General features: G+C 66.5%; 26 protein-coding genes and 2 pseudogenes. 8 read left to right on the forward strand and 20 right to left on the reverse strand.

The window, feature by feature from the left end; all coding sequences use genetic code 11:
- The first annotated feature begins 7 nt into the window (after positions 1–7).
- A complete protein-coding gene (locus ACW173_RS16765; RefSeq protein ID WP_492081157.1) occupies positions 8–1,396 on the forward strand; it encodes a cupin domain-containing protein in 1,389 nt (462 codons plus the stop codon).
- The gene (locus ACW173_RS16770) at positions 1,387–2,271 is read left to right on the forward strand and encodes a cupin-like domain-containing protein (RefSeq protein WP_492081159.1); all 885 of its coding nucleotides are present in this window, start codon (positions 1,387–1,389) and stop codon (positions 2,269–2,271) included. Before ACW173_RS16765 ends, ACW173_RS16770 begins: the two co-directional genes overlap by 10 nt.
- Here the strand turns inward: ACW173_RS16770 and ACW173_RS16775 are convergent.
- The 7 genes from ACW173_RS16775 to ACW173_RS16805 form a co-directional block, all read right to left on the reverse strand.
- Positions 2,256–3,110, reverse strand: a complete 855-nt coding sequence (locus ACW173_RS16775) for an SDR family NAD(P)-dependent oxidoreductase (RefSeq protein ID WP_492081160.1) — start codon at positions 3,108–3,110, stop codon at positions 2,256–2,258. The genes ACW173_RS16770 and ACW173_RS16775 overlap by 16 nt on opposite strands.
- Positions 3,107–4,087 (reverse strand): CDP-alcohol phosphatidyltransferase family protein, encoded by a 981-nt coding sequence (locus ACW173_RS16780; RefSeq protein WP_492081161.1) that lies wholly within the window; start codon positions 4,085–4,087, stop codon positions 3,107–3,109. The genes ACW173_RS16775 and ACW173_RS16780 overlap by 4 nt, the downstream gene beginning before the upstream one ends.
- Before the next feature lie 12 nt (positions 4,088–4,099).
- Positions 4,100–5,236, reverse strand: coding sequence for a phosphonopyruvate decarboxylase (gene aepY, locus ACW173_RS16785; RefSeq protein ID WP_492081163.1), 1,137 nt, complete (start codon positions 5,234–5,236; stop codon positions 4,100–4,102).
- Positions 5,233–6,141, reverse strand: a complete 909-nt coding sequence (gene aepX / locus ACW173_RS16790; protein ID WP_492081164.1) for a phosphoenolpyruvate mutase — start codon at positions 6,139–6,141, stop codon at positions 5,233–5,235. The genes aepY and aepX overlap by 4 nt, the downstream gene beginning before the upstream one ends.
- Before the next feature lie 165 nt (positions 6,142–6,306).
- Positions 6,307–7,668, reverse strand: coding sequence for an oxygen-independent coproporphyrinogen III oxidase (gene hemN / locus ACW173_RS16795; RefSeq protein WP_492081166.1), 1,362 nt, complete (start codon positions 7,666–7,668; stop codon positions 6,307–6,309).
- 184 nt (positions 7,669–7,852) lie between these two features.
- Positions 7,853–8,644, reverse strand: coding sequence for a transcriptional activator FtrB (ftrB, locus tag ACW173_RS16800; RefSeq protein ID WP_492081167.1), 792 nt, complete (start codon positions 8,642–8,644; stop codon positions 7,853–7,855).
- 112 nt (positions 8,645–8,756) lie between these two features.
- On the reverse strand, positions 8,757–9,143 hold the full coding sequence (locus ACW173_RS16805; RefSeq protein ID WP_492081169.1) for a response regulator: 387 nt from the start codon (positions 9,141–9,143) through the stop codon (positions 8,757–8,759).
- Positions 9,144–9,496: 353 nt separating this feature from the next.
- Here ACW173_RS16805 and ACW173_RS16810 point away from each other — a divergent pair, with 353 nt between their 5' ends.
- Entirely contained in the window at positions 9,497–10,153 is a 657-nt protein-coding gene (locus ACW173_RS16810) for a helix-turn-helix domain-containing protein (protein ID WP_492081170.1), read from the forward strand.
- A gap of 29 nt (positions 10,154–10,182) precedes the next feature.
- Here ACW173_RS16810 and ccoS read toward each other — a convergent pair whose 3' ends face one another.
- Genes ccoS through ccoN form a run of 8 tightly spaced genes read right to left on the reverse strand, consistent with a single transcriptional unit; the run spans position 10,183 to position 17,935 of the window.
- Positions 10,183–10,350, reverse strand: a complete 168-nt coding sequence (ccoS, locus tag ACW173_RS16815; protein ID WP_492081172.1) for a cbb3-type cytochrome oxidase assembly protein CcoS — start codon at positions 10,348–10,350, stop codon at positions 10,183–10,185.
- Positions 10,347–12,533, reverse strand: a complete 2,187-nt coding sequence (locus ACW173_RS16820; RefSeq protein WP_492081174.1) for a heavy metal translocating P-type ATPase — start codon at positions 12,531–12,533, stop codon at positions 10,347–10,349. Before ACW173_RS16820 ends, ccoS begins: the two co-directional genes overlap by 4 nt.
- A complete protein-coding gene (locus ACW173_RS16825; RefSeq protein ID WP_492081176.1) occupies positions 12,530–13,015 on the reverse strand; it encodes a FixH family protein in 486 nt (161 codons plus the stop codon). The genes ACW173_RS16820 and ACW173_RS16825 overlap by 4 nt, the downstream gene beginning before the upstream one ends.
- Entirely contained in the window at positions 13,012–14,499 is a 1,488-nt protein-coding gene (ccoG, locus tag ACW173_RS16830) for a cytochrome c oxidase accessory protein CcoG (RefSeq protein WP_492081178.1), read from the reverse strand. The genes ACW173_RS16825 and ccoG overlap by 4 nt, the downstream gene beginning before the upstream one ends.
- A gap of 4 nt (positions 14,500–14,503) precedes the next feature.
- Positions 14,504–15,373 carry a cytochrome-c oxidase, cbb3-type subunit III gene (gene ccoP, locus ACW173_RS16835; protein WP_492081179.1) on the reverse strand — a complete coding sequence of 290 codons (870 nt, stop codon included), beginning with the start codon at positions 15,371–15,373 and terminating at the stop codon, positions 14,504–14,506.
- Entirely contained in the window at positions 15,373–15,540 is a 168-nt protein-coding gene (locus ACW173_RS16840) for a cbb3-type cytochrome c oxidase subunit 3 (protein ID WP_099578182.1), read from the reverse strand. Before ACW173_RS16840 ends, ccoP begins: the two co-directional genes overlap by 1 nt.
- Positions 15,537–16,280 (reverse strand): cytochrome-c oxidase, cbb3-type subunit II, encoded by a 744-nt coding sequence (gene ccoO / locus ACW173_RS16845; RefSeq protein WP_492081181.1) that lies wholly within the window; start codon positions 16,278–16,280, stop codon positions 15,537–15,539. Before ccoO ends, ACW173_RS16840 begins: the two co-directional genes overlap by 4 nt.
- A gap of 8 nt (positions 16,281–16,288) precedes the next feature.
- The gene (ccoN, locus tag ACW173_RS16850) at positions 16,289–17,935 is read right to left on the reverse strand and encodes a cytochrome-c oxidase, cbb3-type subunit I (RefSeq protein WP_492081183.1); all 1,647 of its coding nucleotides are present in this window, start codon (positions 17,933–17,935) and stop codon (positions 16,289–16,291) included.
- Positions 17,936–18,059: 124 nt separating this feature from the next.
- Between ccoN and ACW173_RS16855 the strand changes: the two genes are divergently transcribed.
- Both ACW173_RS16855 and ACW173_RS16860 read left to right on the forward strand, forming a co-directional pair.
- On the forward strand, positions 18,060–18,323 hold the full coding sequence (locus tag ACW173_RS16855) for a hypothetical protein (protein ID WP_492081185.1): 264 nt from the start codon (positions 18,060–18,062) through the stop codon (positions 18,321–18,323).
- The gene (locus ACW173_RS16860; RefSeq protein WP_492081186.1) at positions 18,320–18,568 is read left to right on the forward strand and encodes a hypothetical protein; all 249 of its coding nucleotides are present in this window, start codon (positions 18,320–18,322) and stop codon (positions 18,566–18,568) included. The genes ACW173_RS16855 and ACW173_RS16860 overlap by 4 nt, the downstream gene beginning before the upstream one ends.
- Here ACW173_RS16860 and ACW173_RS16865 read toward each other — a convergent pair.
- From ACW173_RS16865 to ACW173_RS16875, 3 genes and pseudogenes are all read right to left on the reverse strand, one after another.
- Positions 18,565–18,900: a hypothetical protein gene (locus ACW173_RS16865; RefSeq protein WP_492081188.1), complete on the reverse strand. Its 336-nt coding sequence runs from the start codon at positions 18,898–18,900 to the stop codon at positions 18,565–18,567. The two genes, ACW173_RS16860 and ACW173_RS16865, sit on opposite strands and share 4 nt — an antisense overlap.
- Before the next feature lie 64 nt (positions 18,901–18,964).
- A pseudogene (locus ACW173_RS16870) lies at positions 18,965–19,816 on the reverse strand (methyl-accepting chemotaxis protein); the annotation flags it as partial.
- 234 nt (positions 19,817–20,050) lie between these two features.
- Positions 20,051–20,494, reverse strand: a pseudogene (locus ACW173_RS16875) (HAMP domain-containing protein); the annotation flags it as partial.
- Between ACW173_RS16875 and ACW173_RS16880 the strand changes: the two are divergent.
- Positions 20,426–20,761, forward strand: a complete 336-nt coding sequence (locus ACW173_RS16880) for a hypothetical protein (protein WP_492086063.1) — start codon at positions 20,426–20,428, stop codon at positions 20,759–20,761. The pseudogene ACW173_RS16875 and the gene ACW173_RS16880 overlap by 69 nt on opposite strands.
- Positions 20,762–21,164: 403 nt before the next feature.
- Here the strand turns inward: ACW173_RS16880 and ACW173_RS16885 are convergent, their stop codons facing one another.
- Both ACW173_RS16885 and ACW173_RS16890 read right to left on the reverse strand, forming a co-directional pair.
- The gene (locus tag ACW173_RS16885; protein WP_492081189.1) at positions 21,165–21,545 is read right to left on the reverse strand and encodes a response regulator; all 381 of its coding nucleotides are present in this window, start codon (positions 21,543–21,545) and stop codon (positions 21,165–21,167) included.
- Positions 21,542–23,152, reverse strand: a complete 1,611-nt coding sequence (locus ACW173_RS16890; protein ID WP_492081191.1) for a sensor histidine kinase — start codon at positions 23,150–23,152, stop codon at positions 21,542–21,544. Before ACW173_RS16890 ends, ACW173_RS16885 begins: the two co-directional genes overlap by 4 nt.
- A gap of 409 nt (positions 23,153–23,561) precedes the next feature.
- On the opposite strand from ACW173_RS16890, the gene ACW173_RS16895 reads away from it, so the two are divergent.
- Complete coding sequence (locus ACW173_RS16895; protein ID WP_492081192.1) at positions 23,562–23,729, forward strand: hypothetical protein; 168 nt, start codon at positions 23,562–23,564, stop codon at positions 23,727–23,729.
- A 3-nt stretch (positions 23,730–23,732) separates the two neighbouring features.
- Positions 23,733–25,760, forward strand: a complete 2,028-nt coding sequence (locus ACW173_RS16900) for an ATP-binding response regulator (RefSeq protein WP_492081193.1) — start codon at positions 23,733–23,735, stop codon at positions 25,758–25,760.
- Positions 25,761–25,764 lie beyond the last annotated feature (4 nt).

Here is a 25,764-nt window from a genome sequence, read left to right on the forward strand (position 1 = left end):
CTCGAGGATGGCCGAAACAAGATACCCGCGGGACACCTATTCGCGTGAGCACCTGGTCGAGATGGGCGCCCGCATGCTGGCGGTGGCCAATGACCTGAAGCGCGACGCGCATGTCCTGGCCGAGGAATTGCGCATGGACACCGACCTCGTGCGCAGTGTCCTGGCCGGCGAGGCATCCCCCGCCGACGCCTTCTCGCTGATGGAGACGATGGCCCACACCTATCCGGTCTCCATGCGGGAGCTGTGGGTCGATGTGGCCGATACCGCGCAGGGCGTGCTGGTGATGTCGGCGCAGGCCTCGGAGCGCTCCGGGCGGATCTATCAGCGCACCGACGGCCACGGTCAGAGCCATCCCTATTTCGAATATCGCGACACGGCGATGAGCCGCACGGGACCCTACAAGCCGGAATATGTGCGGCCGCTGCGCCATGTGGACGATGCGGATCCGAGCAACCCCGTGCTGGCCTACAACAAGGGCCACCTGCTGCATCAGCTGACCTTCTATGTGGGCGCGGTGAACGTCTATTGGGAGCAGGGCGGTCAGCGTCACTGCCGGCAGATGCGCACCGGCGATTCCAGCTACATGACGCCGTTCGTGCCGCACAGCTTCGCCCATCGGGGCGCGGATTCCGACGGCTACATCCTGGCGATCACCTATACGGGCGAGGTCGAGCCGGCGATCGCGACGTTCGGCCGGCAGGCCAGCGCCGATCTGATGGCGTTGGCGGGCGACGCCCGGGACGAGCGCCAGTTGCTCGCGGCGCTGATGACCCGGGTGCTGGCGGCCAGGAGCCTGGACGCCGAGCAATTGGCCGAGACCTTGATAGAGCGGGGGATAGAGCCGGCGCGTTCAATTCAACTGGCGGCTGGCGACGGGGCCGCGCCAACCGAAGCCGAACGGCGTGCGCTGGGCGCCAGCCTGGGCCTTAGCCCCGACCATTTCAGCCTCCACGGCATGACCGGCGACCAGGAGGTGGCCATTCGGCAGGCGGACAATGGCCTCACTCGCGCCTTTCCCCATCGCGGCGCCGCGGCCTATGAGATCGCCGACCTGGCCACGACGCCGCATCAGCCCAATCTGTGCGGGTTCAACGTTCGGGTCCTGGCCGATGCGGGCGTTGAAGGCGTTTTTCGGCACCATTTCCATCAGTATGTCTATAACTACGGCGCGGCGCCGGCCCGGCTTCACGTCAATGGCGAGGTCCACGACCTGCCGCATGGCGCTTCGGCCTATGTGGCGCCGTTCAAGTCGCATCATTTCACGGCCTCGGGCCAGGACGCGCACCTGCTGGTCGTGCGGGTCTCGGGGGCGCTGAACGAGGCGGCGATCCGTGAGTTCGCGTCCTACGCGCCGGGTCGCGAACGCGTCGCGCGGGAGACGACCCGGTGGTTCTGAGCCCCCAGATGGTCCGCCGCGTCCGCTGCTCGGGGCCGGAGCAGTTCGTCGCCGAGCATCTGCGCGCCAACGCGCCGGTGATCGTCGAGGGCCTGACCGAGGCCTGGCCGGCGGCCGGCAAGTGGACACCCGGATGGTTCGCGGCCCACTATCCCGACCTCGAGGTGCCCTACGAGCGCTGGCGCTCGGCGGACGGGGACGAGGACACGATCTTCAGCTTCGACCGACACGCCAAACGCACACACCTGCCGATGGCGGAGCTGGTCGAGGCGCTGGAGGTCGAGGGCGGCCGCACGGTCTACAGCACCATGTTCCCGGTCTTCGACGTGCTGCCGCAGCTGCGCGCCGACGTGCGGGATATGACGCCCTACCAGGGCTTGCCCAGTTGGCTGGGCGGCCTGTTGGCCATGAAGCCGTTCATGTGGACCGGCGGCGCGGGCGCGCTCACCGTGCTGCACTTCGATCGGGTCCATAATCTGTACGTGCAGTTCGCGGGGCGAAAGCGCTGGGTGCTGTTCCCGCCCGAAGAGTCCCCGCTGTTGTATTGGCCGTGCGAGCAATTGCCGGGCGCGCGGCTGCAGTTCAGCCCGGTCGACGCCGAGCGTCCGGACCTGGACCGATATCCTCTGTTCAAGGGCGCGACGCCGCGGGTGGCGGAGCTGGGGCCGGGGGATGTGCTGTTCGTGCCCACGGGCTGGTGGCACCAGGTGCGGTCGCTGACCATGTCGCTGGCGCTCAACTATTTCTGGGTGGCGCCGGTCGCCACGCCGCTGGCCTTGCGGGCCTATGGCTGGCGCTGGGCCAGGCAGGCGCTGAGCAAGGCGGTTCGGACGCCGTCCGGCCGGCGTCTGGTCCCGGGTCAGTCCGGCGCCTGACGCCTGAACCATCGCTTGAAGATGTGGTGCTTCAGCGCGACCAGCGCGGCGGTGGGCAGGATCCGCCGCAGGACCCCGAGCAGGTGGGCGTCCGCGCCGACCCGAACGCGTAGCGGCATACGTCGGCGTCCCGCCAGCCTGGCGACCGCGCGAGCAACCTTGTCGGGGCCGGGCAGGTTCTGGCGCTGGTTCTGGTCGTCCCGGAACTTGCGGTAGTTAGCCAGGGCGGGACTATAGACATTGTTGTGCGGTGGTTCGGCCCAGGATGCCTTGCGCAGGAACGCGGTCCCGTGGGCGCCGGGCTCGACCAGCGCCACCTGCACGCCGTAGGGCGCCAGCTCGAAATGCAGCGCCCCGCTGAAGGCGTCGATGGCCGACTTGCTGGCGCAGTAGCCTGACGTGAAGGGCATGGGCCAGTGGGCCAGGGCGCTGGAGATGGTGATGACCCGGCCGCGACCCGCGCGCAGGGCGGGCGACAGCGCGCCGATCAGCAGCGCCGGCGCGAACAGATTGATCTCGAACTGGGCGCGCAGCTGCGCCTCGGAGACGTCTTCGTGGGCCCCGAAAAGACCGCCGCCGGCGTTGTTGACCAGCAAGTCCAGCCGGCCGTCATGAGCCGCATCGATGTGCCGCGCCAGGGCCGCGCGATCTCGCGCCGAGCAGACGTCGAGCTGAAACAGCGTGCCGCCGTGCTCGCGTGGAACCTCGGTGTTGGTTTCACGCACGCCGGCGATGACTTGCCAGCCGTCCTGCGCGAGCGCGGTCACGATCGCGGCTCCGAACCCGCTGCCAGCGCCGGTGACGACGGCCAGAGGCCTGTGCCGTATCGAGGCGGTCATCCGCTGGCGACGTCGCCCAGAGGCGGCGCGGCGAAGAAGCGGCGCACGTCGATGGCCACGGCCAGGAGCACGAGTAGAGCGTAGCCCAGGATCAGAGAGGCGGCGGTGATCCCCATCGCGGCGTCGATGATCTTCAACTCGACCAGCGCGGCGACGACCAGCGTCAGGAGCCCGATGGGAAAGACGGGCAGGGCGCGAACGACCGGTGAGGCGGGGTAGAGCGAGCCGATGGCGTAGATCGCGCCACAGCCCAGCTGGATCAGCCAGAAGAGCTCGGTATCGCCGCTCGACCACAGCGCCGCCGCGCCCGCGAGGCAGACGGCCAGGATCGGCAGGCCGCAGGCGGGGAGAAAGGCGGAGCGAAGCCGAAGGCAGACCGACAGCGCCGCCCAACCGAGGCCGACCACATAGAGGAACAGAAGCACGTGTCCGGCCGTGAAGCCCGCGATCAACGGCGTCATCAGGGCCTTGGGCGCGACGCTGTAGACCAGCAGGAACAGGGTGACGGCCAACAGCCCTTCCAGTGGCCCGACCGCGCCGAAATGCAGGGTTCCGCTGGTCCGTTCCTCGAGGTGGCAGGTTAGGAAGGCTAAGGTATAGGCGCTGGAGACCGCGATCAGCCAGGCCGCGCCGGCGTCGACGAGCAGGCAGGCGGCCCAGATGATGATCTGGCCGTTGAAGAAGTCGCAGGCGTGGTCGAGGAACCCGCCCAGCGCCGAGGTTCGGTTCGTCCGGCGCGCCTGCATGCCGTCAAGCTGGTCGGCCAGCGTATAGGCGTGGATGGCCAGGGCGCTGACCAGGGCCAGCAAGGCGCGCGGCGCTTCCCAGGACAGCAGCATGGCCAGCATGACCAGGCAGGCGACCAGCCCGGAGATCGTGATCGTATTGGGGGTGATGGACCTAGGCAGGATCCGGATCAGCGGCTCGAAATAGACCCGATCAAGCCAGGGGCGGGCCAGGGAGTTGTCGATCACCATGCGGGTTCTCCGTCAGTCCGCCGCGAGATAGGCCCGGAACCGCGCGGCGACCTCCGGCGGGGCCAGGGTGGGACGCCCGAGCGCCGGCGTCGATCCGGGCGCGATCCTGACATGCAGCAGGGCGGGGCCTCCCGCGCGCAGGGCTTGCCGGTAGGCGTCGACGAAGCCTTCCAGATGGTCGCACGATCCCGCCCACGCATAGCCGCAAGCGATGGCGATGTCGGCGAAGTGAACGGACGGTGAGACTGTCGGCTGGCCGCCCGTGGAATCGTGGACTCCGTTGTCCAGCACGACGTGGATGAGGGTCTCGGGGCGATAGGCGCCGATCGTCGCCAGATTGCCCAGCTTCATCAGCGCCGCGCCGTCGCCGTCCAGCACCACGACGCGCCGACGGCTGTTCAGCGCTACGCCCAGGCCCAGGGCCGAAGCGCCGCCCATGGATCCGATCTGGTAGAGGTGCCGCGGGCGATCGGCGAGCGTGAACAGCTCTCGGCCGCACTTGCCCGTCGAGGCGATCACCGCGGCGTCCGCTTCCAGGTCGACAAAGGCTTTGAGGATGTCGCGGCGCATCGGGCGCTCTCCGCCGCGCTCGGAGCGCCAACGCGTTCCCGGTGGCCGAGACGGCTCGGCCTTGGCGTGGACTGGCTCGGCGGCGACATCTCCGTCCCGCATGACCAGGGCGAAGGGCAGGCCCGTGCTGTCCATGTGCGCGAAAGCGGCGTCGAGCCGCTCCGACACCTCGTCGGGCGTGCCGGGAAACGGCGCGTGGGGGATCTCCAGCAGGTCCAGCAGCGGCTGCGTGATGCGGCCCATCAACTCGTGCTGCGGCTCGTCCTTCAATCCCGGCTGGCCGCGCCAGGTCGTGACGATCAGGCTGGGGATGCGGAACGGCGTATTGAGCGAGGAGAGGGGGTTGACCGCGTTGCCGAGGCCCGAATTCTGAAAAATCACCGCGGACCGTCGCCCCGCCAACGCGGCGCCGGCGCTGATCGCCACGGCCTCGCCCTCGCTGGTCGCGCCGACATAACGCAGCCGGGGCGAGGCGATGACCCGGTTGATCAACGGCGTCAGGAAGCTGCAGGGGACGCCGGCGACGAAATCCAGGTCGCGAGAAACCAGGCCTTCGATGAACTGGTCCGCCGAAATCACGAATGTCTCTTGGGCAGATATCGGTCCTCGGCCGCCTCCAGCTCGGCGTTGTCCACCAGCTTGAAGATGTCGGACACCGAAGCGATCTCGCCCTCGACGCCGCCCAAGCCGTGGTCCTCGAAGATCCGCCGAAGCGTGCCGCGCATCGCGGTGATCGAGGCGCGCAGGCTGTGATTGGCCCAGATCACCGCCGAAACGCCCGCCGCTTCCAACTCCTCGGTCGGCGTCCGGTAGTAGGTGGTCGGTACGACCACCAGCGGCGCTCTTCCGGCCCAATGCTCCGCGAAGACCTTGATCTCGTCGGCGGTCGACTTCTTGGAATGGATCAGGATGGCGTCGGCGCCGGCCGCGTAATAGGCCTCGGCGCGCCGCAGGGCCTCGTCCACGCCGCGCCCGGAAATCAGCGCTTCGACGCGGGCCACCACGACGAAGTCGTCGGCCTTCTGACTGTCCTTGGCGGCCTTTATGCGCCCGCAGAATTCGTCGATGTCAGCCAGGGGCTGGTTCTCGCCGATGAACGAGTTGGTCTTGGGGAACAGTTTGTCCTCGATGCAGACGCCCGCGATCTGGCGCTCGCAAAGTTTTCGCACCAGGCGCCTGACATTGTTGAAGTTTCCGTATCCCGTGTCACCGTCCACCAGCACCGGGATCGAGACCGCGTCGGCGATATATTCAAGCTGCTCGAGGACCTGCGTCCAGGATGCCTCGTTGCTGTCGCGCAGCCCCATGCTGGCCGAGATCGTCAGACCCGACGCCCAGAGCGCGGAAAACCCGGCCTCCTCGGCGAGTTTCGCCGAGAGCCCATTATGGGCCTCCATCACATAGAGAAGGCCGCGGTCCATGATCCCCTGCCGCAAGCGCGCCGACGTCGATGGAGCGTTAAACGGCGAGACGCCCGTGAGCATTTCGGCGGAGCCGTCGCCGCTCACGTCAAGCCAAGGCTATTTTTCATGGCCCCTCCCTCTCGCCTGGGATGATTGTCACCAAAACGAGATAATGCAAGTCCAGGGTGTTTTTACCTCCTATGCAATTCTGATTAGTTTTGAGGGGCGAGGATGGTCGCCCTGCGCCTATACCGCCCTGGCGTGGCGAGTTGTCGCCTGTTGAAGGTGCGCGTCGAAGGCCGCGGCGACGACGCGCATCAAGCGGCGCGAGGTCTCGGGGATGGTTATGACCGTGCCTTCCCGCGAACACAGGCCAGCGTGCGCCAGATCATCGATCGCCATCAGACTCTCGGCGAGATCCTCTTCCGACGTTCCATGATCGCGGCAGACGATCGCGACATCGACGGTCATGTCGCACATCAGTCGCTCGATCAGGGCCGCGCGCGTGCGGTCCTCGGCGTTGATTGGCAGGGCCTTGTTCAGCGGCAACAGCCCTTGGTTGACCCTCGCCGCCCATGCGTCGGTCGCCGTGTGGTTCTGAACGAAGCCGTCGCGGAACTGACCGATCGACGAAGGGCCGATGGGCGCCAGGACGGGCGCGGGATCGTCGGTATAGCCCTGGAAGTTACGTCGAAGGCGGCCCTCGGAGGCGGCTTTGCAGAGCGGATCCTCCGGCAAGGCGTAGTGGTCGAGGCCGATGCGGACGTAGCCCGACTCGACCAGCGCCGCGTCGGCGGCCTCGGCCTGGGCCCAACGTCCATCCAAGCCCGCCAGATCGGCCTGGCGGATCATCACCTGATGCTTCTTCATCCAAGGAACATGGGCGTAGCCGAACACGGCCACGCGGTCCGGGCGCATCTGGGCGGCCAGGCTGGCGGATGCGAAGACGTTGTCCGGGGTTTGGCCCGGAAGGCCGTACATCAGATCGAAGTTCAGCCCTGAGACGCCCACGTCGCGCAGACCCTCGACCGCGCGGGCCACTTGCTCGAACGGCTGGACACGGTTGACGCTGGCCTGAACCTCGGGGTCGAAGGTTTGGACGCCAAGGCTTGCGCGCGTAACGCCCGCCGCGCCGGCGGCCTCGATGAAGGCCTGGGACAACAGACCCGGATCGAGCTCGACGGCGATCTCCGCGCCCGGCCGGACACGGAAGGCGTCCTTCAGTCGCTCGACAAGGACTTGGAAGTCCTCGGGACGCAAGGCGTTTGGACTGCCGCCGCCGAAATGGAGGTGAGCAAGGCCGGCGTGGTCGCCGAGACGATTGGCGACTAGATCGATTTCCCGCGTCAGGACGCCGACGAAGGCATCGACCCGGCCATGGTCGTGAACGACAGAGGTATTGCATCCGCAGTACCAACAGAGCCTGCGGCAGAAGGGGACGTGAACATAGACGGAGAGACGATCCTCGGGCCGGGTCGCGCCGAACCAGGCCTCGGCGGTCGCCGCCTGGGCGCTGTCGAATGCCAGGGCGGTGGGATAGCTGGTGTATCGAGGCAGGTTCCGTTCGGCGAACGCACGATGGGCGGAGGGGAGCACCGGGGCGATCATGGCGTGGGTCCTGGTTGGACAACCTGCTGGATAGGGCAGGCGGCGGGAGGTGGCGGGCCAGGGGACTTGGCGCGCCCTCGGGCCATAACAGCCCACGCGACGGGGCCGATATTGGGAATGAACCCTAGGGGAAAACCCTGATCGCCGCGTACGTCGGGCGGCGAGGGCGCCAGGATGGCCAGCCTCATCGCTCGGTCGTCAACGCGGCTGCGTTCGCGCCGACACCGCAACGCCGGCGTTCCCGCTCGGCCTGGCCAAGGTTGGCAAGGCCTGGCGCTGACGCGCCATCGATCATGGTGGCGGGTTTGGCTAGACGGCTCAAGGCGGACCGTCGCGCCAGGGTGACGACGGCGCCGTTCACCGTGACGCCATGAACGGCCAAGCTGGCGAAGGCGCGCGACAGGTTTTCCGGCGTCATGCCCAGCAGGGACGCCAGGATCCGCTTCTGGCAGGGCAGTTTGAAAACCATCTGTCCGCCCTGGCGCGTCTGCTGAGCCAGGAGATAGTTGGACAGTCTGTCTTGCGCGCCGCGCAGCTTGTTGTTCTTCAAGGCCCGGACGACGCTGCTGTAGCAGCCGGACAATTCTTCGGCGAGCCCATAGGCCAAGGTCGTATCGCGCCGCGCCGCGTAACGCAGGGCCGCTCCTGGCATGGTCAAGACCTTGCAACGCGTGATCGTTCGCGCGTTCATGAGCGCGGGCGCTTCCAGCACGACCGAGGCAAGCGCAATGGTCGCGAGCGGGCGCAGGAGAGCCAGGGTGGAATGGCGCTCATTCCAACCGGCTTCCAACTCCACCGACCCTTCGATCAGGATGTGGAGACTGTCGGCGACCTCACCCTCCGCCACCAGCTGAACGCCGCGCGCGACGCTCCTCAAATCCGCGTCGTTCATGAGCTGGGCGAAGGTGGTGGGATCGAGATTCTGAAATAGCGGCAGCCTCTGGGCGGCCAGAAGATCGACGGGTTTGAGCGTCACGGTCGGCCTCCGGCGGCGAGCTGAGTCGCCAGCCTACCGGCCATCGCGCGCGCCATTGTTGATGGCGATCAATCCTGCCGGCGGCTCGGCTCCGATCCCGTCAAACGCGTCCCTAGGCCTGGCAAGTACGCGCCTGCGCGGCGTGGGTCATCCGGCGGTCGATCTCGCCAGGCAGTTCGAACGGGTCAAAGGGTTTGCCCAGGATGGCGATAGGAGCCAGCGCTTCCAAAGCGCCGGTGCGAAGATCGAACCCGGCGGTCAGGAACACAACCGGCGCGTCGGACAGGGCTTCGTCGCGCACAGCGCCAACGAATTGGGCGCCATTCATATCCGGCATCATCACGTCGGAGATGATCAAGTCGACGGGGTGGGTTCTCAGATGGTCAAGGGCGGCCGGGCCGTTCGGAAAGGACAGGACATCATGGCCGCCAACGCGCCCCATGCTGATCTTGATCAGCTCACGGATCAGTTGATCGTCGTCGACGTGGAGAACGCGCATTTTCGAAGCCCTTTCGCCGGACAAGGTTCGACGAGCGGCGCTCGCGATCCTTTAGCGTCACCATGCCCAGGGCAGGATCGCACTTCGGAGAATTACTTAAGAGGACAATCGGTCGCACTGAGTTGATCATGCAGCAATGACAGGTCGAATTCCGCGGTTGGACCAGATCTAATGATCGAGTTCACAAGACCTTACGTCTCCAGTTCGCCGATTTTTGCTTTTGCTTCTCAAGTCGCGTCCGCGCGAATTTATCGCGGCGGCAAGGCTCCGAAATGAGTTGGACTAGGTAAGTTCCCTAATGGAACGCGCGGTGGCGCCGTCTCTAAGCTTCGGCCAAGCTTTTGGGGAAAGTCATGCCGTTCCAGTTGTTGCTCTGTTCGGGCGTCGCGCCATCCGCCGATCTCGCCGCGCAGGCCGCTTTCGATCGCATGGCGCGAACGACGCGGGTTCGGTCGGGTGACGAAATTTTCGCTCAGGAAAGCGGGGCTACCGGCTACTACCGCGTGGCCAGGGGCGTCGTGCGCAGCATCCGTCTGTTCGCCGACGGCCGTCGGCAGGTCAGCGAGTTCTATTTTCCGGGCGACATGTTCGGCTTGGCCTTGGGCGTCACGCACAGCCACGCGGCCGAGGCGCTAACCGACTGCGAGATCCAGCACGTCAGACGTCAGGCCTTGGCCACTTCGATTGACCGTGCGCTCGTCGAGCGCCTGATCTGGACCGTCACCAGCCAGCAACTGGAGCAAACCCAGGCGCGCATGGTGATTTTGGCCCGGTACAACGCCTATGAGAAGGTGGCTTTTTTCCTGGCCCAGATCGCCCGGCGAAGCGAGGGGACGTGGGCCAGCCTCCCGATGTGTCGTCAGGATATCGCCGACTATCTCGGTCTCACGATCGAAACCGTCTCACGGATGCTCACCCAGTTGCAGCATGACGGTGTGGTGGCCCTGGACGGGTCGCGCCGGTTCACGCTCACGCGAGCCCGTTTGCCGGCGACGGGCTTGGCGGCCTAAGCGTTCGCCAAGAGTCATTGTATCCGCATTCAGAGCGGATCGGCGGGCGGCTTTTCGTCGAGATGGTCGTAGAGGATGCGGGCGGCGTCGCCCTTGGGGTCGTCGTACTGGCCCGAACGCATCGTCCAGAAAAAGGCCAACAGGCCGATGGCCCCCAGGCCGATCGAGGCCGGGGCCAGGAAGAGGACGATATTCATGACCGCCTACTCAGGCGCGACCGCCCCAGTCTAGGTCGGGCGGCATTCAGCAACACCACGATCGACGAGCCCGACATGGCCAGCGCCGCGATGAACGGGTTGACCAGGCCGGCCATTGCCGCCGGCATGGCCACGACATTGTAGAGCGCCGAGAAGCCGAAGTTCTCCAGCGCTCGGCGGCGGGCCGAACGGGCGGTGTCGATCGCCTCGGCCACCGCGGTGAGATCCTCTCCGGTGAAGACCAGGTCGGCGGCGTTCTGGGCGGCGTCGACCGCCGCGCCGGGCGCCATCGAGGCATGGGCCTTGGCCAAGGCGGCCGCATCGTTGAGGCCGTCGCCGACCATCAGCACCTTGCGGCCCCGCGCCCCGAGACCGTCGACGAGCGCGGCCTTGTCGAACGGCGTCAGCCCCGCGCGCCAATCATCGACGCCGACGGCGCGGGCGATGTCGCGCACGGGGCCTGCGAGGTCGCCAGACAGGATCTCCACCGACAGGCCCATGCCGCGCAGCCGGGCGATGGCGTCGGCGGCGTCGACGCGGGGCTGGTCCTCGAACACGAAGCGGATCTTCACGTCGCCCTCGAAGCCAAACCACAGTTCGGTCTCACGCGCGTCGTCGTCCTTGATCCCGACGAAGGCGGCGCGGCCCAGGCGCGCGCGCCGGCCGTCGATGACACCCTCGACGCCTTGCCCGGCTGTCTCGATACAGTCGGCGGCGACAGGGCCAGCGCCGGCTTGCGCGACCAGGGCCTTGGCCAGCGGATGACGCGAGGCGCGGGCCAGGGGCGCGGCCAGGGCGACCAGGTGGGCCGGCGCATCGATCAGGCGCGGCCGACCTTCGGTCAGCACCCCGGTCTTGTCGAAGACGACGTGGTCGACCTCGGCTAGGCGTTCCAGAGCCGCGCCGGACTTGACCAGTACGCCCTTGCGGAAAAGCCGGCTGCTGGCGGCGATCTGGACGGCGGGCGCGGCCAGGCCCAGGGCGCAAGGACAGGTGACGATCAGCACCGCCGCCGCCCGCAGCAGCGCCTCGCGTGGGCCCAGGCCCAGGGCCCAACCGCCGACAAAGGTCGCGGCCGCGACGGTGTGGACGACCGGCACGTACAGCGCGGCGGCCTTGTCGGCCAGGCGCACATAGGCCGAGCGGGTCTGGGCGCCGGCCTCCATCAGGCGGGCGATAGCCGCCACGGTGGAGTCCTCGCTGCGCGCCGTCGCGGTCATGACCAGACGGCCGGACAGGTTCAGGGCGCCGGCGTGGAGGCGCGCGCCGATCGTGACGGGGCTCAGGGCCGTCTCGCCCGTGATCAGGGCGTTGTCGATCTCGGACCGGCCAGCCTCGACATGGCCATCGACGGGGATACGGTCGCCCGGCGCGACCACCAGTCGGTCACCGACGACGATCTCGGCCACCGGGACGCCGTGCTCGGCCTCGCCCGATAGGCGCACCGCCACCGGCGTCTGCAGGGCCAGCAGGTCGCGCGCCGCCGAGCGGGCGTTGGCGCGCAGGCGATGGTCCAGATACCGGCCGATCAACAGCAGGAACAGCAAGGTGACGGCGGCGTCGAAATAGGCGTGCCGGCCGCGCAGCATCGTTTCGGAGAAGCTGACGACCAAGGTCAGGATCACGCCGATCGAGATCGGCACGTCCATATTGGCCTTGCCGCGCTTCAGCGAAGCCCAGGCCGAACGGAAGAACGGTCGCCCGGCGAACAGCGCGCAGGGCGTCGCGACGATCGCGGCCATCCAGTACATCAAGGTCAGGGTCGCCGGCGTCAGCTCCTGGCCGAACAAGCCCGCCCAGGCCGGGACCGTGAACATCATGACATTGCCAGCCCCGAAGCCGGCGACGCCCAGCGCCACGGCCAGCTCGCGGCCCTCTCGGTCTATCGCCGCCACGGCCTCGGCCGGATCGAACAGGCAGGCGCGGTAGCCGAGGCCCTCGACCGTCTCGACCACGCGTTCTGGATGGGCCTCGTGGCCGGTCAGTTCGACGGCGAGCTTGCCGGTGGTCAGGTTCAGGCGGGCGCCGGCGACGCCGGGCAGGTCGGCGACAGCGGTCTCGATCTTACGGATGCAGGCGGCGCAGCGGGCGCCGCTCACCAAGAGTTCGAGCCGTCCTCGCCCGGCCTCGTCGCGGCGGACGAACGCCTCCAGGTCACGGTCAAGGGTCAGGCTGGCGCTCATTTGACCGGCTCCAGCAGGCGCGTTTCCAGCTCGAAGACGTCGCGACCGTTGCGCGCCGTGGCCCGCAGGTCCCAGGCGCCATCCAGGCGAGCGCGGGTCCGGTAGCGACCACCGCCCAGCGGCTTGAAATCCAGGGTCTGGCGCCCGGTCTCGGTGGCGGGGCGCTCCAAGACGCCGGTCAGGGACAGCCGGTCTAGCGGCGCGCCGGCCTTGTCGACGACCCGGACCACGATCATGTCGTCATCGGCCTTCTCGACCGAGGCCGTCCAGCCCAGGGCCGCCTCGCGCTGGCGCTGGGCGAGGGTCTTGTTGAAGGCCAGGCCCGCCTCGTAGGGGTTGGAGGCGACCTCGCCCGAGAAGGTGCCGTAGGCCTTGATCATGAACAGCGTGTCGACGCCGATCACCACGGCGAAGAACGCCACGACGGCGATCAGCACGTGCCAGCCTGTAATGGGCTTGGCGGCGGACGAGGCGGAGGTCATTGCGGGTTCGCGGCTCCGGAGAGGAAGACGGTCTTGGCCTCGGCGCGGATCCCGTCCGCATGGACGAGGAAGCGGCCAGGAAGGCTGGCGTCGCGCTCGCCAGCGGGCGGGACGGTGACGAACACCCGGAGCGAGGCCACCTGATCGGCCGGCACGATGATGGCGACATGGCCGCCGCCCGGCTGGGACAGACGCGCGCCGGCCACGCCCTGGAAGGCCACCTCGAAGCGACGATCAACGAAGGTGCGATTGGTGATCTTCAGCGTGTAGCCGTCGCGCACGGCGCCGTCGTGCAGACGCACGAAGATCGGGTTGCGATCGCGGATCACATGGAGATCGGCCTTCGGGCGTGTCGCCAGAGACCAGAGCGTCAGCCCCCCCACGACCGACAGGGCGAAGGCGTAGTAGACGGTGCGTGAGCGGATCGGCTTGTAGGCCGCTTTCCGACCGCAGGCCCGAGCGGCGACGGCGGCGTCGGTGTCGTAGGCGATCAGCCCGGTCGGCCGGTCGAGTTTGCCAAGAATCTCGTCGCAAGCATCGACGCAGAGGCCGCAGTTGATGCACTCAAGCTGGCTGCCGTCGCGGATGTCGATCCCCATCGGGCAAACCACCACGCACTGGCGGCAGTCGATGCAGTCGCCGCGGCCCTCCCAGCCCTGGCCCTTCTTGTGGGCGCCACGCGGCTCGCCCCGGTCGCGCAGATAGGTCACCTGCAACGAGTGCTGGTCGAGCATGGCGCCCTGGATCCGGGGCCATGGGCACATGTAGGTGCAGACCTGTTCGCGCATCCAGCCAGCGAACACGTAGGTGGTCGCCGTCAGCAGGGCGCAGGAGACATAGGCCGTGGCCGGGGCCTGGCCGATCCAGAAAGTGCGGATCAGGGTCGGAGCGTCATGGAAGTAGAAGATCCACGCCCCGCCAGTGCCAAAGGCTATGCCCAGCCAGGTCAGATGCTTGCCGGTCTTGCGCCAGAGCTTGTCGAACGACCACGGGGCGGCGTCCAGGCGCATGCGCGCGTTGCGGTCGCCTTCGAACAGGCGCTCGACCACGATGTAGAGATCGGTCCAGACGGTCTGCGGGCAGGCGTAGCCACACCACAGGCGGCCAAACAGCGCCGTCACGAGGAACAGGGCCAGTGCGGCGGCGATCAGCAAGCCCGTGAAGATGTAGACTTCCTGGGGCCAGAGCTGGATGTCGAAGAAGTAAAAGCGGCGGCCGGTGAAATCGACCAGGGCCGCCTGCTGCGGAAAGCCCTCCGGCCTGCGCCAGCGCAGCCAAGGCGTGACGTAGTAGATCGCCAGGGTGACGATCAGCAGCGCCCATTTGACGGTCCGCCACCGCCCGTGAACCAGCTTGGGATAGATCGGCTCTCGCGGCTTGTAGAGCCCGCCGTCCGCGCCGCCCTTGCCCTTTGCCCGCGCGGCGGCCGAGACCGCGGGGCGGGCCTCGGGCTTTGGGCGCGTGTTGTCGATGAGCGTGGGCATGGACCTACTGATCGCCGGCGTTGGCGTGGATGTAGACCGAGAGGGCTTTGATCGTTTCGGGGCTCATGCGGCCTTGCCAGGTCGGCATGACGCCGCCGTTGCCGGCGAAGATCTGGCCCCGGATCGCGGCGCGGTCAGCGCCATAGAGCCACTCGCTATCGGTCATGTTCGGCGCGCCGAGGTTCTGGTCACCCTTGCCTTCCAGGCCATGGCAGGCGGCGCACTGGGTCTCGAAGATCGGCTTGGCGCGGGCGATGGCGCCAGTGTCCGCCGGGCGGCCGGACAGGTGGACGACATACTCGGTCAGGTCGTCGATCTGCTCGGGCTTGAGCAGTTCGTCGCGGCCGTAGGCAGGCATCTGGGACAACCGCGCGCCGTCGGCGCCCGTTCGCACGCCGTGGGTGATGGTGTACTGGATGTCCTCCAGCTTGCCGCCCCAAAGCCAGACGTCGTCGCGCAGGTTCGGATAACCCTTGCTCCCGGTGCCGCCGATGCCGTGGCAGGTGGCGCAGTTGTCGCCGAACACCGACTGGCCGACCTGCTGAGCGTAGGCCTGCAGCTTGGGATCCTTCTCGATCTGCTCCAGGCTGGCGGTGCGCAACTGGGCGGCTCCCGCCCCACGCTGCAGGTCCAGCGCCTTCAGCTCCTTGCTGACCGCCACCCGATCGGATTGGCCCAGCAGGCCCTTGGTGTAGCCGTGAATTCCCGGCCAGGCCGGCATCAGCACCCAGTAGCCGACCGCGAAAGCGATACAGCCGTACCAGACCCACAGCCACCAGCGCGGCAGCGGATTGTCCAGTTCGCGGATGCCGTCCCACTCATGGCCGGTGGTCTCGACGCCGGTGACGTCATCGGTATTGCGTTCGGAAGCCATCAGGAGAGCTCCTCGTCATCCAGCGGCATACGCGCGGCGTGTTGGAATTCGGCCTTCTTGGAAGGCCGCAGGGCGTAGGCGACTCCGGCCAGGAAGATCAGGCCGAAGTAGATCAGCCCTCCCTGCTGGGCGAAGCGCGCCACGGTCTCGTAGGAGAGCTGGCTCATCGCTGGTTCTCCGGGGCCTGGGCCTTGTAGGACTTGAAGTCGACCTGGGCGCCGAGCATCTGCAGATAGGCCACCAGGGCGTCCATCTCGGTGATCCGGTTGAGATCGCCGTCGAAGTCGCGGTTGGCGACCTTGGCTCCATAGCGGTCGCGCAGGGCCACCGCGTCGGTCGAGTACGGATCGGTCTGGGCCTCCAGATCCTTCTTGGCGTTTGTCAGCTGGTCTGCCGTGTAGGGCACGCCCTCGGCGCGCAGCACCTTCATCCGATCGACGATATCGCCGTAGTCCAGGTCCTTCTCGGCCAGGAACTTGTAAGGCGGCATAACCGACTCCGGCACCACCGAGCGCGGGTCGATCAGGTGGTCGCGGTGCCAGGCGTCGGAATATTTGCCGCCAACCCGGGCCAGATCGGGCCCAGTGCGCTTGGACCCCCATTGGAACGGATGGTCGTACATGCTCTCGGCGGCCAGGCTGTAGTGGCCGTAGCGCTCGACCTCGTCGCGCAGCGGGCGGATCATCTGCGAGTGGCACAGATAGCAGCCTTCGCGGACATAGATGTCGCGGCCCGTGAGCTCCAGCGGGGTGTAGGGACGAACGCCCTGCACCTTCTCGATGGTGCCCTGCAGCCAGAACAATGGCGCGATCTCGACCAGGCCGCCGATCGAGACGACCACGAGGATGCCTATGATCAGCAGCAGCGAATGCCGCTCGAACTTGGCGTGATGCTTCCAGACGGACATGGGTGGCCTCAGGCGATCGCGGTGGCGGGAGCGGCCGTGTTGGCGGCCGGTTCAGCGGAGGGTGAGGCGATCGTCTTCCAGACGTTGACGATCATGATCAGCGCGCCGGTCAGGTACATCAGGCCCCCGACGGTGCGGATGACGTTTTCGATGTGCTTGGCCGATACGGTCTCGATGAAGCTGTAGGCGAGGAAGCCTTGCGGCGTGTATTCGCGCCACATCAGGCCTTCCATGATGCCCGACACCCACATCGCGGCGATGTAGAGCAGGATGCCGGTGGTCGCGATCCAGAAGTGCCACTCGATCAGCTTGGTCGAATACATATCCTTCTTCTTCCACAGCCACGGCACCAGGCAGTAGATCGCGCCGAAGCTGATGAAGCCGACCCAGCCCAGCGCGCCAGAGTGCACGTGGCCGATGGTCCAGTCGGTGTAGTGGCTGAGCGCGTTGACCGCGCGGATCGACATCACCGGGCCTTCGAAGGTGCTCATGCCGTAAAAGGCGATCGAGACGACCATCATCCGGACCACGGGGTCGGTCCGGAGCTTGTCCCACGCCCCAGACAGGGTCATCAGGCCGTTGATCATGCCGCCCCAGGACGGCATCCACAGCATGATCGAGAACGTCATGCCCAGGGTCTGGGCCCACTGCGGCAGCGCCGTGTAGTGCAGGTGGTGCGGACCCGCCCAGATGTAGATGAAGATCAGGGCCCAGAAGTGCACGATCGACAGGCGGTAGCTGTAGACCGGCCGTTCCACGCGCTTGGGCACGAAGTAGTACATCATGGCCAGGAAGCCGGCGGTCAGGAAGAAGCCGACGGCGTTGTGGCCGTACCACCACTGCACGAGGGCGTCCTGGACGCCGGAGAAGACACCGTAGGACTTGTGGTCCAAGGGGCCAACCGGGATGGCGGCGTTGTTGACCAGGTGCAGCAGGGCGACGGTGACGATGAACGCCAGGTAGAACCAGTTGGCCACGTAGATGTGGGGTTCCTTGCGCTTCCAGATCGTGCCCAGGAAGACCAGCAGATAGGCGACCCAGACGATCGTCAGCCAAAGATCGGTGTACCATTCGGGCTCGGCGTATTCCTTGCCCTGGGTCGCGCCCATCAGGTAGCCGGTCGCGGCGAGCACGATGAACAGCTGATAGCCCCAGAACACGAACCACGGCGCGATGCCGCCGGCCAGCCGCGCCTTGCAGGTGCGCTGCACGACCCAGAAGGACGTGGCGATCAGGGCGTTGCCGCCGAAGGCGAAGATCACCGCCGAGGTATGCAGCGGCCGCAGCCGGCCGAAGTTCAGCCAGCCGGCCTCCGGGAAGTAGAAGATCCTGGGCCAGGAGAGCTGGGCGGCGATCAGGACGCCCGCCAGTAGGCCGGCGGCCGCCCAGAACAGGGTGGCGATCACGCCCGCCTTGATCACGTTGTCGGCGTACTGGTCGGGGTGATCGCGAAGGCTCCCGCCGGCGAGGCCGCCACTCAGGACAAAGGCGGCGACGACCCCGGCCAGGGCGAAGGTCGCGATCTGCATCCGGAAGATTGGATCCTGCGTCAGGCCGGCGGCGAGGATGGCCAGAAACGCTCCGACCGCCGAGAAGACAAGAAGGGCGGCCGATCCCGCGGGCGGGCCGGTGTTGATTGTAGACGGGGCGGACATGCGGACTCCGAGCGGCGAACCTTGTCCATTGGGTGTCACGCCTGGGGCGGATGGGCTTTGATCGTTGTCAAAGCCAAGCCTTGCCGCGAGGCGCACCATGCCGTTCTGGTCTAGGAGAGACTTCATGCCGGCCAACATTGTCCCGCCGCGAGGCTTGCTTACGCCAGTCGCGGGCCTTGCCGCGCTCGGCGCGTGGAGCATGGCCTTCCTTCAAGCCCTGCCGCGCTTGACCGCGGGGCCGTTGTGCAGCGCGCGTTCCGATGTTCTGTCATTGGCGGGTCATTGCCCGGCGTGTTTCGTGGCCTTGGGTCTGACCCTGGTCTTTCTGCTCAGTCTGAAACGCCAGGCGACGCCCGCCCTTCAGGCGATCCGCCGCCTTCAACGGTGAGTCTCGAGGTCGGCGCGGCCGGGCCGGGCGTCCCCGCCTTCGCCAGCGACGATGTCGTGCGGGTGTTCGCTAGCGCCTATTTGCCGCTATGCCGCGCCTTGCGCGAGGCTGGCGCGATCGACGCCAATACGCTGTCGGCCCGTATCCTCGCGCGCCTGGGCCATGAACGCGAGGCGTCGTGGGCGGTCCTGGCGATCTCGCTCGCTCACGTACTGATCGCCGATGCCGAGGCGACGCCCGACTAGACGCCGCCGCGCGGCGGGAGGTCTTGGCGGCCACCGCGGATCACGCGCAGAACGACATCCGTGGCCGTGTTCGCCAATGGCGCCGACGGCTCGACGGTCTCGTCAGGCCGTGGCCGACGCAAAACCGTCTGAAGGGCCGCGACCAGCGCCGCGCTCGAGCTAATTTCGCCCGCGGGCACATAGAGCCCCATCGCGTCGGCGAGCTTGCCGCGGTCGAGAAAGCCTCCGGCCTCCAGCTCATCGCACAACGGCAGATAGGTGGCCGCCATCAGCTTGACCAGATCGCTGGCGCTGAACGTCAGGTCACTCAGGCGTTGGTCGGCGCCGCTCATCTCGTCACCCTTCTGGCCGCGACAGGGGCGCCGCCCCGTCGTCTGGCCGTCCACTGCTGGTTTTTCACGCGCTGGCCCGCCAAGTCGGCCGATCAACGGCGCGCGGACGTTTCGCTGGCTGCTCGCCCGCGCCGCGGAACTTGGCCACCAACGTGGCCAAGCGCGCTGATTCCGTCTTGAGGGCATGTGCGGCCGCGGTGGTCTCTTCGACCATCGCGGCGTTCTGCTGAGTCATCTGGTCCATCTGATTCACGGCGACGTTGACCTGGTTCAGGCCCGTGGCCTGCTCCTGGGCCGAGCTGGAAATCTCCGAGACCAGCGTGGAGATCTCGGTCACCCTGTCCAGAATCCGAGACAACGACTGGCCGCTGCGATCGACCAGCGCCACGCCTTCCGAAACCCTGTTCGAGGCGACCAGGATCAGTCCCTTGATCTCGCGGGCGGCCTCCGCCGAGCGCTGAGCCAGGCCCCTGACCTCCTGAGCGACGACCGCGAACCCGCGGCCGGCCTCACCAGCCCGGGCGGCTTCCACCCCGGCGTTGAGCGCCAGGAGATTGGTCTGAAATGCGATCTCGTCGATCACTCCGATGATCGTGCTGATTTGCGCCGAGGAGGTCTCGATCTCCCCGACAGCGTGGACAGCCTGGGCGACGGCCGCTTCGGTCTCTTCAGCTTCGCGTCGCGTCTGGGCGACGATGGCGTTGGTGCGTCCAGCGCCCTCCGCGGTTTGGCGAACCGTCAGCGTGATCTGATCCAGAGCCGCGGCAGTCTCTTCGAGGCTCGCGGCCTGCTGTTCGGTACGGCGCGAAAGGTCATCGGCGGCGCTCGTGATCTCGGCCGAACCGGCGTCGACGCCCGCCGCGGCCTGACCAATAGCCCCAAGGGCCGCGGCAAGGCCTTCGGCGGTGGCGTTGAAATCGGCTCGCAATCGTTCGTAGTCGGCGGCGAAGGTGGTCTCGATGCGATGCCCGACGTCCCCGGCCGCCAGCCGCTCCAGGCCGTCAGCGAGGCTGTCCATGGCCGCTCGACGTTCGGCTTCGCGCGTACGCCGTTCGGCGTCGCTGGCGGCCTGCGCCTCTTCCGCGCGGGCTTTGGCGAGGTCCTGATCCTGTCGCAGGCTACGACGTTCGAGCACGCCCTCGCGGAAGATCGCGACCGACTTGGCCATGAGGCCCAGCTCGTCCGCCCGCGAAGCGAGGGGGACTTCGCGGTCGTAGTTCCCCTCGGCCAAAGCGCCCATATAGTCGGTGATCGCCTCGACGGGTCTGATGACCCGACGTCGGAAGATGGCCACGCCGCTGAAGATCACCAGGATCAGGGCGGCGCAGAGGCCGGCCATGATCATCATCTGCCTGCCCTGTGTCGCGTGAGCCTGGGCTTCGACGCGCGCGCCGTCTTCGGTGATGATTGGCACGAGCCGATCGATCGCCGCGCGATGTAAAGCATAGGCGCTGTCCAACCCGGACTCCGCCGCGCGAGCGGCGGGGATGTCATTCTGCGTGACCGCGGCGACGAGGAGATTGGCTTGCGCAAGCACCCGGCGGGCGGTCCGGTCGCTTTCGCCAAACAACAGATCTCGCGCCTGGGCGTCCATCGGTTGACCACGCCAATAGGTCAGCCGCTGATCATACGCCTCGGTCAGTCGCTTAAGGTCGCCTCGAACGCGCGCGGCTTCGGCGGCGTTGGGTTGAGCCGCCAGGGACTTGGCGTCGAGATAGCTTTCGATGACATACAGCGGCGGCGGCAGGACGTCGGCGATAAAATCCTTGCTGGCGGAGACCTTGCGGTAGAGCGGGCCACCGATCCGGACCTCGTTTATCGTCAACCAGGCCATGCCCGTGACGAGGAGCACGCCCGCTAGCAGGACCACGCCAAACAAGGTCAAAGCGCCCGATATACGCAAATTCATTCAAGTTCTCGACTCTATGCAACATCGGGAGAATCGATTGCATAGGCTAAATTACTTACTAATGGCGGCGTCTTAGCTTCTCATTTTGAGCAATGAACCTGTAGTTGCGCGGGTGTGGTTTGGTTAGGCGCGCCGTGGAATTTAGATTACGGATAACTTGTCCGCATGACTTTGGCTTGAAGAGTTCTTTAGAGTATTTGCCTGGATCTTGTTGTCACTTGATGGCGGAGCGATCGTCGCAACGTAGGGCGCGTGCTGGCCTGATCCGTGCGACGGATAACAGGCGTCAACTCGATGACTTCGGGGGGGCGGAGACTACGCGGTCCTTCCGCGCCGCGGACGCCGACAGCGGCGACTAGGCATCCAGCGCCAGAACCTTTTCGACCATTTGGCGTAGTTCGCCGTCGGCTACCGGTTTGAAGAGAACGCCAGCCGGATGATCGGTGTTGATGCGCTCGATCGTCGAAGGCTCGCGCGATCCGGTCACGAAGATGACATTGGATCCGACCGTCTCGTGGATGGCGAGCGAGGCGTCGACACCATCCTTCTCGCCCAGCAACCGCATGTCCATCAGGACGATCCTGGGGCGATGCGCTTGGGCCAGCGCGATCGCTTCGTCGGCGCTGGCCGCGGTGGCGCAGACGACGAGGCCGATGTCTTCGATCTGCATGCGCAGTCCTTCGGCGATCAAGAACTCGTCGTCGACGATCAGGACGCAATCTTGCAGATCGCTCATCGCAACACCGGCGCGGGAAGCCTCACCTCGACGCGAACGCCGCCCTCGTCATGGATCATCACGCTGCCCCGCAGTTGCGCCACCAAGCCGTTGATAATGGTCGTCCCCAAAGAAGTTCCCCCGTCGCCGGACTTCGGCGTGTCTAGGCCCCTGCCATCATCCTGGACGGTCAGCAGCACCTGAGTGTCGTCGATCATTCTGAGCGCAACCTCGATACGTCCGCTATCCGTCACGAACGCATGCTTCAAGGCGTTGGTGACCAGTTCGGTCACGATCAGGCCGAGCGGAATGGCGAAGTCGAGGCCTACGGTCAGGGGCTCGGCCTCGACCGAGAGGTTGATGCCGCTACCGCCATTGGCTTGCACGACATGGCGCGAGAGAACCTCCAAAAACGGGCCGATGTCGAAGGTCTTCAGGTCGGTGGATCCCATCAACTGGTGGTGCACCAGTCCCAGGGCGTAGACGCGGCTGCGCAGCGCCGAGAGGGCGGCTTTGGCCTCGGGATCACCGAGGCGTCGAGACTGCATCAGCAACAGGCTGTCGATGATCTGCAGGTTGTTCTTGACCCGGTGATAGACCTCGCGCAGCAGCAGATCGCGTTGCGCCAAGGTCGCCCCAAGATCCACATTGGCCTGCTCCAGCGCGGTCTGCGCCTTTCGGCGCGCGTCGATGTTCTCGATCACCGCGACCGTGAGCAGGGGCTCGCCGGACCCGGGCGCTCGAACGACGACGGCTGAAACGCGAGACCACACCGGCTCACCATCGGCGCGGACGTAGCGCTTTTCGCGGACATAGGCGGGCGCCTGGCCGGCGAGCACGACCTCATAGGCCTGTCGGTCCCCGGCCAGGTCATCGGGATGGGTCAGGTCCCATCCCGAGCGGCCAACGAGCGCTTCGCGGTCGTAGCCCAGCATCTCGGCGAAGGCGGCGTTGGCGCGGATGATCCGGCCGTCCATCGGGTCGGTGTGAACCTTGCCAACGGCCGCGGCCTCGAAGCTGGCCCGAAACTGGGTCTCGCTGAGGGCGAGGGCTTCCTTGGTGGCTAGCTGTTCCTCAAGGGCGTCTTGCAGGCGCGCGTTGGTCGCCCGCAATTCGGCGGTGCGTTCGGCGACCCGGTGCTCCAGCTCCTGATTGGCGGAGCGCAGTTCCGACTGGCTGCGGGCAAGGAGTTCAGCCGTCTGGCGCTGAGTCTCGACCTGGGCGGAAAGCTGGCCGTTGAGCACCGACAGCTGTTCGGCCGACGGGAGGGCGGCCAATCGCGGAACAAGGGGCCAAAGAACCGCCGCGGTCATTAGGGATAGGATCGCCGTAGCGACCTTGATCGCGCCTTCCAGCCCATAGGCGGGCGCCCAAAGGGTCAGGATGGCCATGAAGTGCGTCGTGCCGCACGCCAGGATGAAGGCCACGAAGAGATAGGCGACCCAGCCGTACCGCAGATCGGGTCGGCGCGCGACGAAGGCGGCGATCGCCAGCGGAATTGAAAAATAGGCCAGCCCGATGACCGTATCGGCGATCACATGGGTTGCGATCAGGCCCGGTTCCCAGCTGAGGCAGAAGCCATGCGGGGTCAGGCCGCTTGGATTGAATAACCAGTCGCCCCAGCCCACGGTCGTTCCCCTTCGACATGGTTTCGCTCAAGCCACTCGGGCTGACTATATCGACGGTTGTTAGTCCGAGGGCGTTCTAGAATGCGGCGAAATGACGCATCTCCTTGCATCTCGATCAGCGGCGGGAAATCGGTTGGTGAGCCGTGGTCGCCATCTTCCCGCGAAAGTACGTGATGAATTGGCGTGTCGATTATTCAGCGGCGATCTTTTCTCGGAATGAGAAATGGTGGAAATCAGAACGCCTGAACAGTCCGAATTCGCCCTCGGACGACTCATGCGTCCCTTAGTAATTGCCCGATCTATGCGCGTGAGGATTTGTAGTGCGACGATTTGTACCTACCTAAACTGAGTTCCAGGGCGTCCTATTAATGGTGCGTTCACGGCGCGCGCCGAGGGTGTGGGCCAATGAATGGCTCTCGCCAGCGGAAAAGACCGCCAGATGCAATCGATTGAAAACTGGTGCGGATCGACCGGGATCCTCGTGATCTTGCCGAAGCTCACAATCGCCTTCTTCGCCAGCGCGGTGGCCGGTCTCGGCTCCCGAAGCCTGGAGCGCGGCCGTTCGGCCGCGGTTTAGGCCATGCGCGGGTTGTTTGAGGAGCGCCCGGTCGCGGAGACGCCCGTATCCTTCGCGCGGCGTTGGGCTGATTTCGCGTTCCGAAGCCGCGTGGTCGGCGAAGGCGCGCCGGCGAGGGGGCAGTTCTCGAGGCTGACCGAGCAGTTGCCGGGTCTGGCGTTCTGGCGTTTCGAACGGGCCACCAACACCCTGAGCCTCTCACCACGGTGCATTGAGATATTCGGCCAGTTTCCTGATCGGCCGATTTCGCCAAGCCGTGTCCTGCGGAGGTTTCACCGCAAAGAGCGCCGGGCGGTTATCGAGACGCTGGTTGGAATCTTCAAGCACGGCGCGCCGATCCGCAATCAGCTGCACAGGATCGTCCCGCCCACTGGCGACGCCAGAACCGTTCTGGGGAATTGCGAGGTCTACCATGACGGCGCAACCTCTTGCGCTGTGTTGCAGGGGACCTTGGTCGATGTCACCGACCTGGTCGCCACGCGCCGAGCGCTGATCCAGTCGGAGGCTCGTTATCGCGATCTTGCCGAAGCCACACGGGAGCTCTTCGTCGAAATCGACATGAAGGGCCGCATCCTCTTCGTCAGCGCCGCGGTCAAGGCGATCCTCGGTTATGGGGAAGACGCGTTGCGGGAGACCAAGGCCGCGTCCCTGATGCACCTGGACGACCTTCCGGGCATGGTGGCGGGGATCGCTGGCCAGCTTCAATCACCTCAGGAATTGCCGCCGCTTCTCGAGGCGCGCGTGCGCCACGCCGATGGCCGCTGGATTTGGCTGGAGGGGCGGCCTTTTGTCGATCTGAGGCAAGGACGGATCCACGGCGTTGTGCGCGACGTCACCGATCGCAAGATCGCCCAGGCAAAACTGGAAGCCGAGCGGGCGCGCACGCAGGCGGCGCTGGAGGCGCGTTCCGTGTTCCTGGCCAATATGAGCCACGAACTTCGCACGCCCCTGACCGCCGTCCTCGGCTACGCAGCGCTCATGGACGGCCTCGACGATCTGCCTGAACACGTGCGTGACTACGTTGGCCGTATCGCTACCGCAGGCAAGGCCTTGTCCTCGGTGATCGAAGACGTCCTGAAGCTCTCAAAGCTCGAAAACGGCGAGGTCGAGCCGCGGTTGGCGCCCTGCGCGATCGCGCCGCTCATCGACGATACGGTCAAGATGTTCGCCCTTCACGCCGCCGAGAAGGGCCTTGAGTTTCGTGTCCAGGTTCTCGAGACGCCGCCTCGGGTGTTGATGCTCGACCCGGATCGCGTTCGCCAGGTCCTGATCAACCTGATCGCCAACGCCATTCGATTCACCGACGCCGGTTCCGTAACCGTGGAGGTCACCTGGCGAGCCGAGGTCGAAGAGCTCTTCCTCGCGGTCGACGACACCGGAATCGGCATCGACCAGGACGCGCTCGCGCGGCTTTTCAAGCGCTTCTCGCAGTTGAACACGTCGCGCATCCAATCGCGCGGCGGCTCGGGTCTGGGTTTGGCCATCAGCAAGGGGCTGGTGGACGCGATGAAGGGCGAAATCAGCGTCAGCAGCCGGCCGGGGGAGGGCAGCCGCTTCTGGTTCAGGCTGCCCGCCAAGCTGCCGCTGGTGGGGCGGGATGAGGGCGAGACGTCCGCGCCGGCCTTCGAGCCGGTTCGAACCGGGGCGCGCATCCTGCTGGCGGATGACAACGCGTTGAACCGCGAGCTGTCGCGCACGATCCTAGGGGTGTTCGATGTCGATCTGACCGAAGCGCGCGATGGGCGCGAGGCGGTGTCCCGCGCCATGACCCAAGCCTTCGACATCATCCTGATGGACATTCGCATGCCCGATATGGACGGGATCCAGGCCACTCGTGCTATTCGCGCCGGGGCGGGGCCAAATCAGGATACGCCGATCCTGGCCTTTACGGCCGACATCGATTTCGACCCTGGTGATCTCTTCGATGGCAGCCTGCGCAAGCCCATCACGGCCGCGCATCTGATCGAGGCCGTCGCCAACGCCGCGGAACGTCGCGCCAGCGCGCCAGCGGCGTCGCACCTGCCGGGCTGACGCG

It is taken from the genome of Caulobacter sp. ALps2 (genome assembly GCF_058681635.1).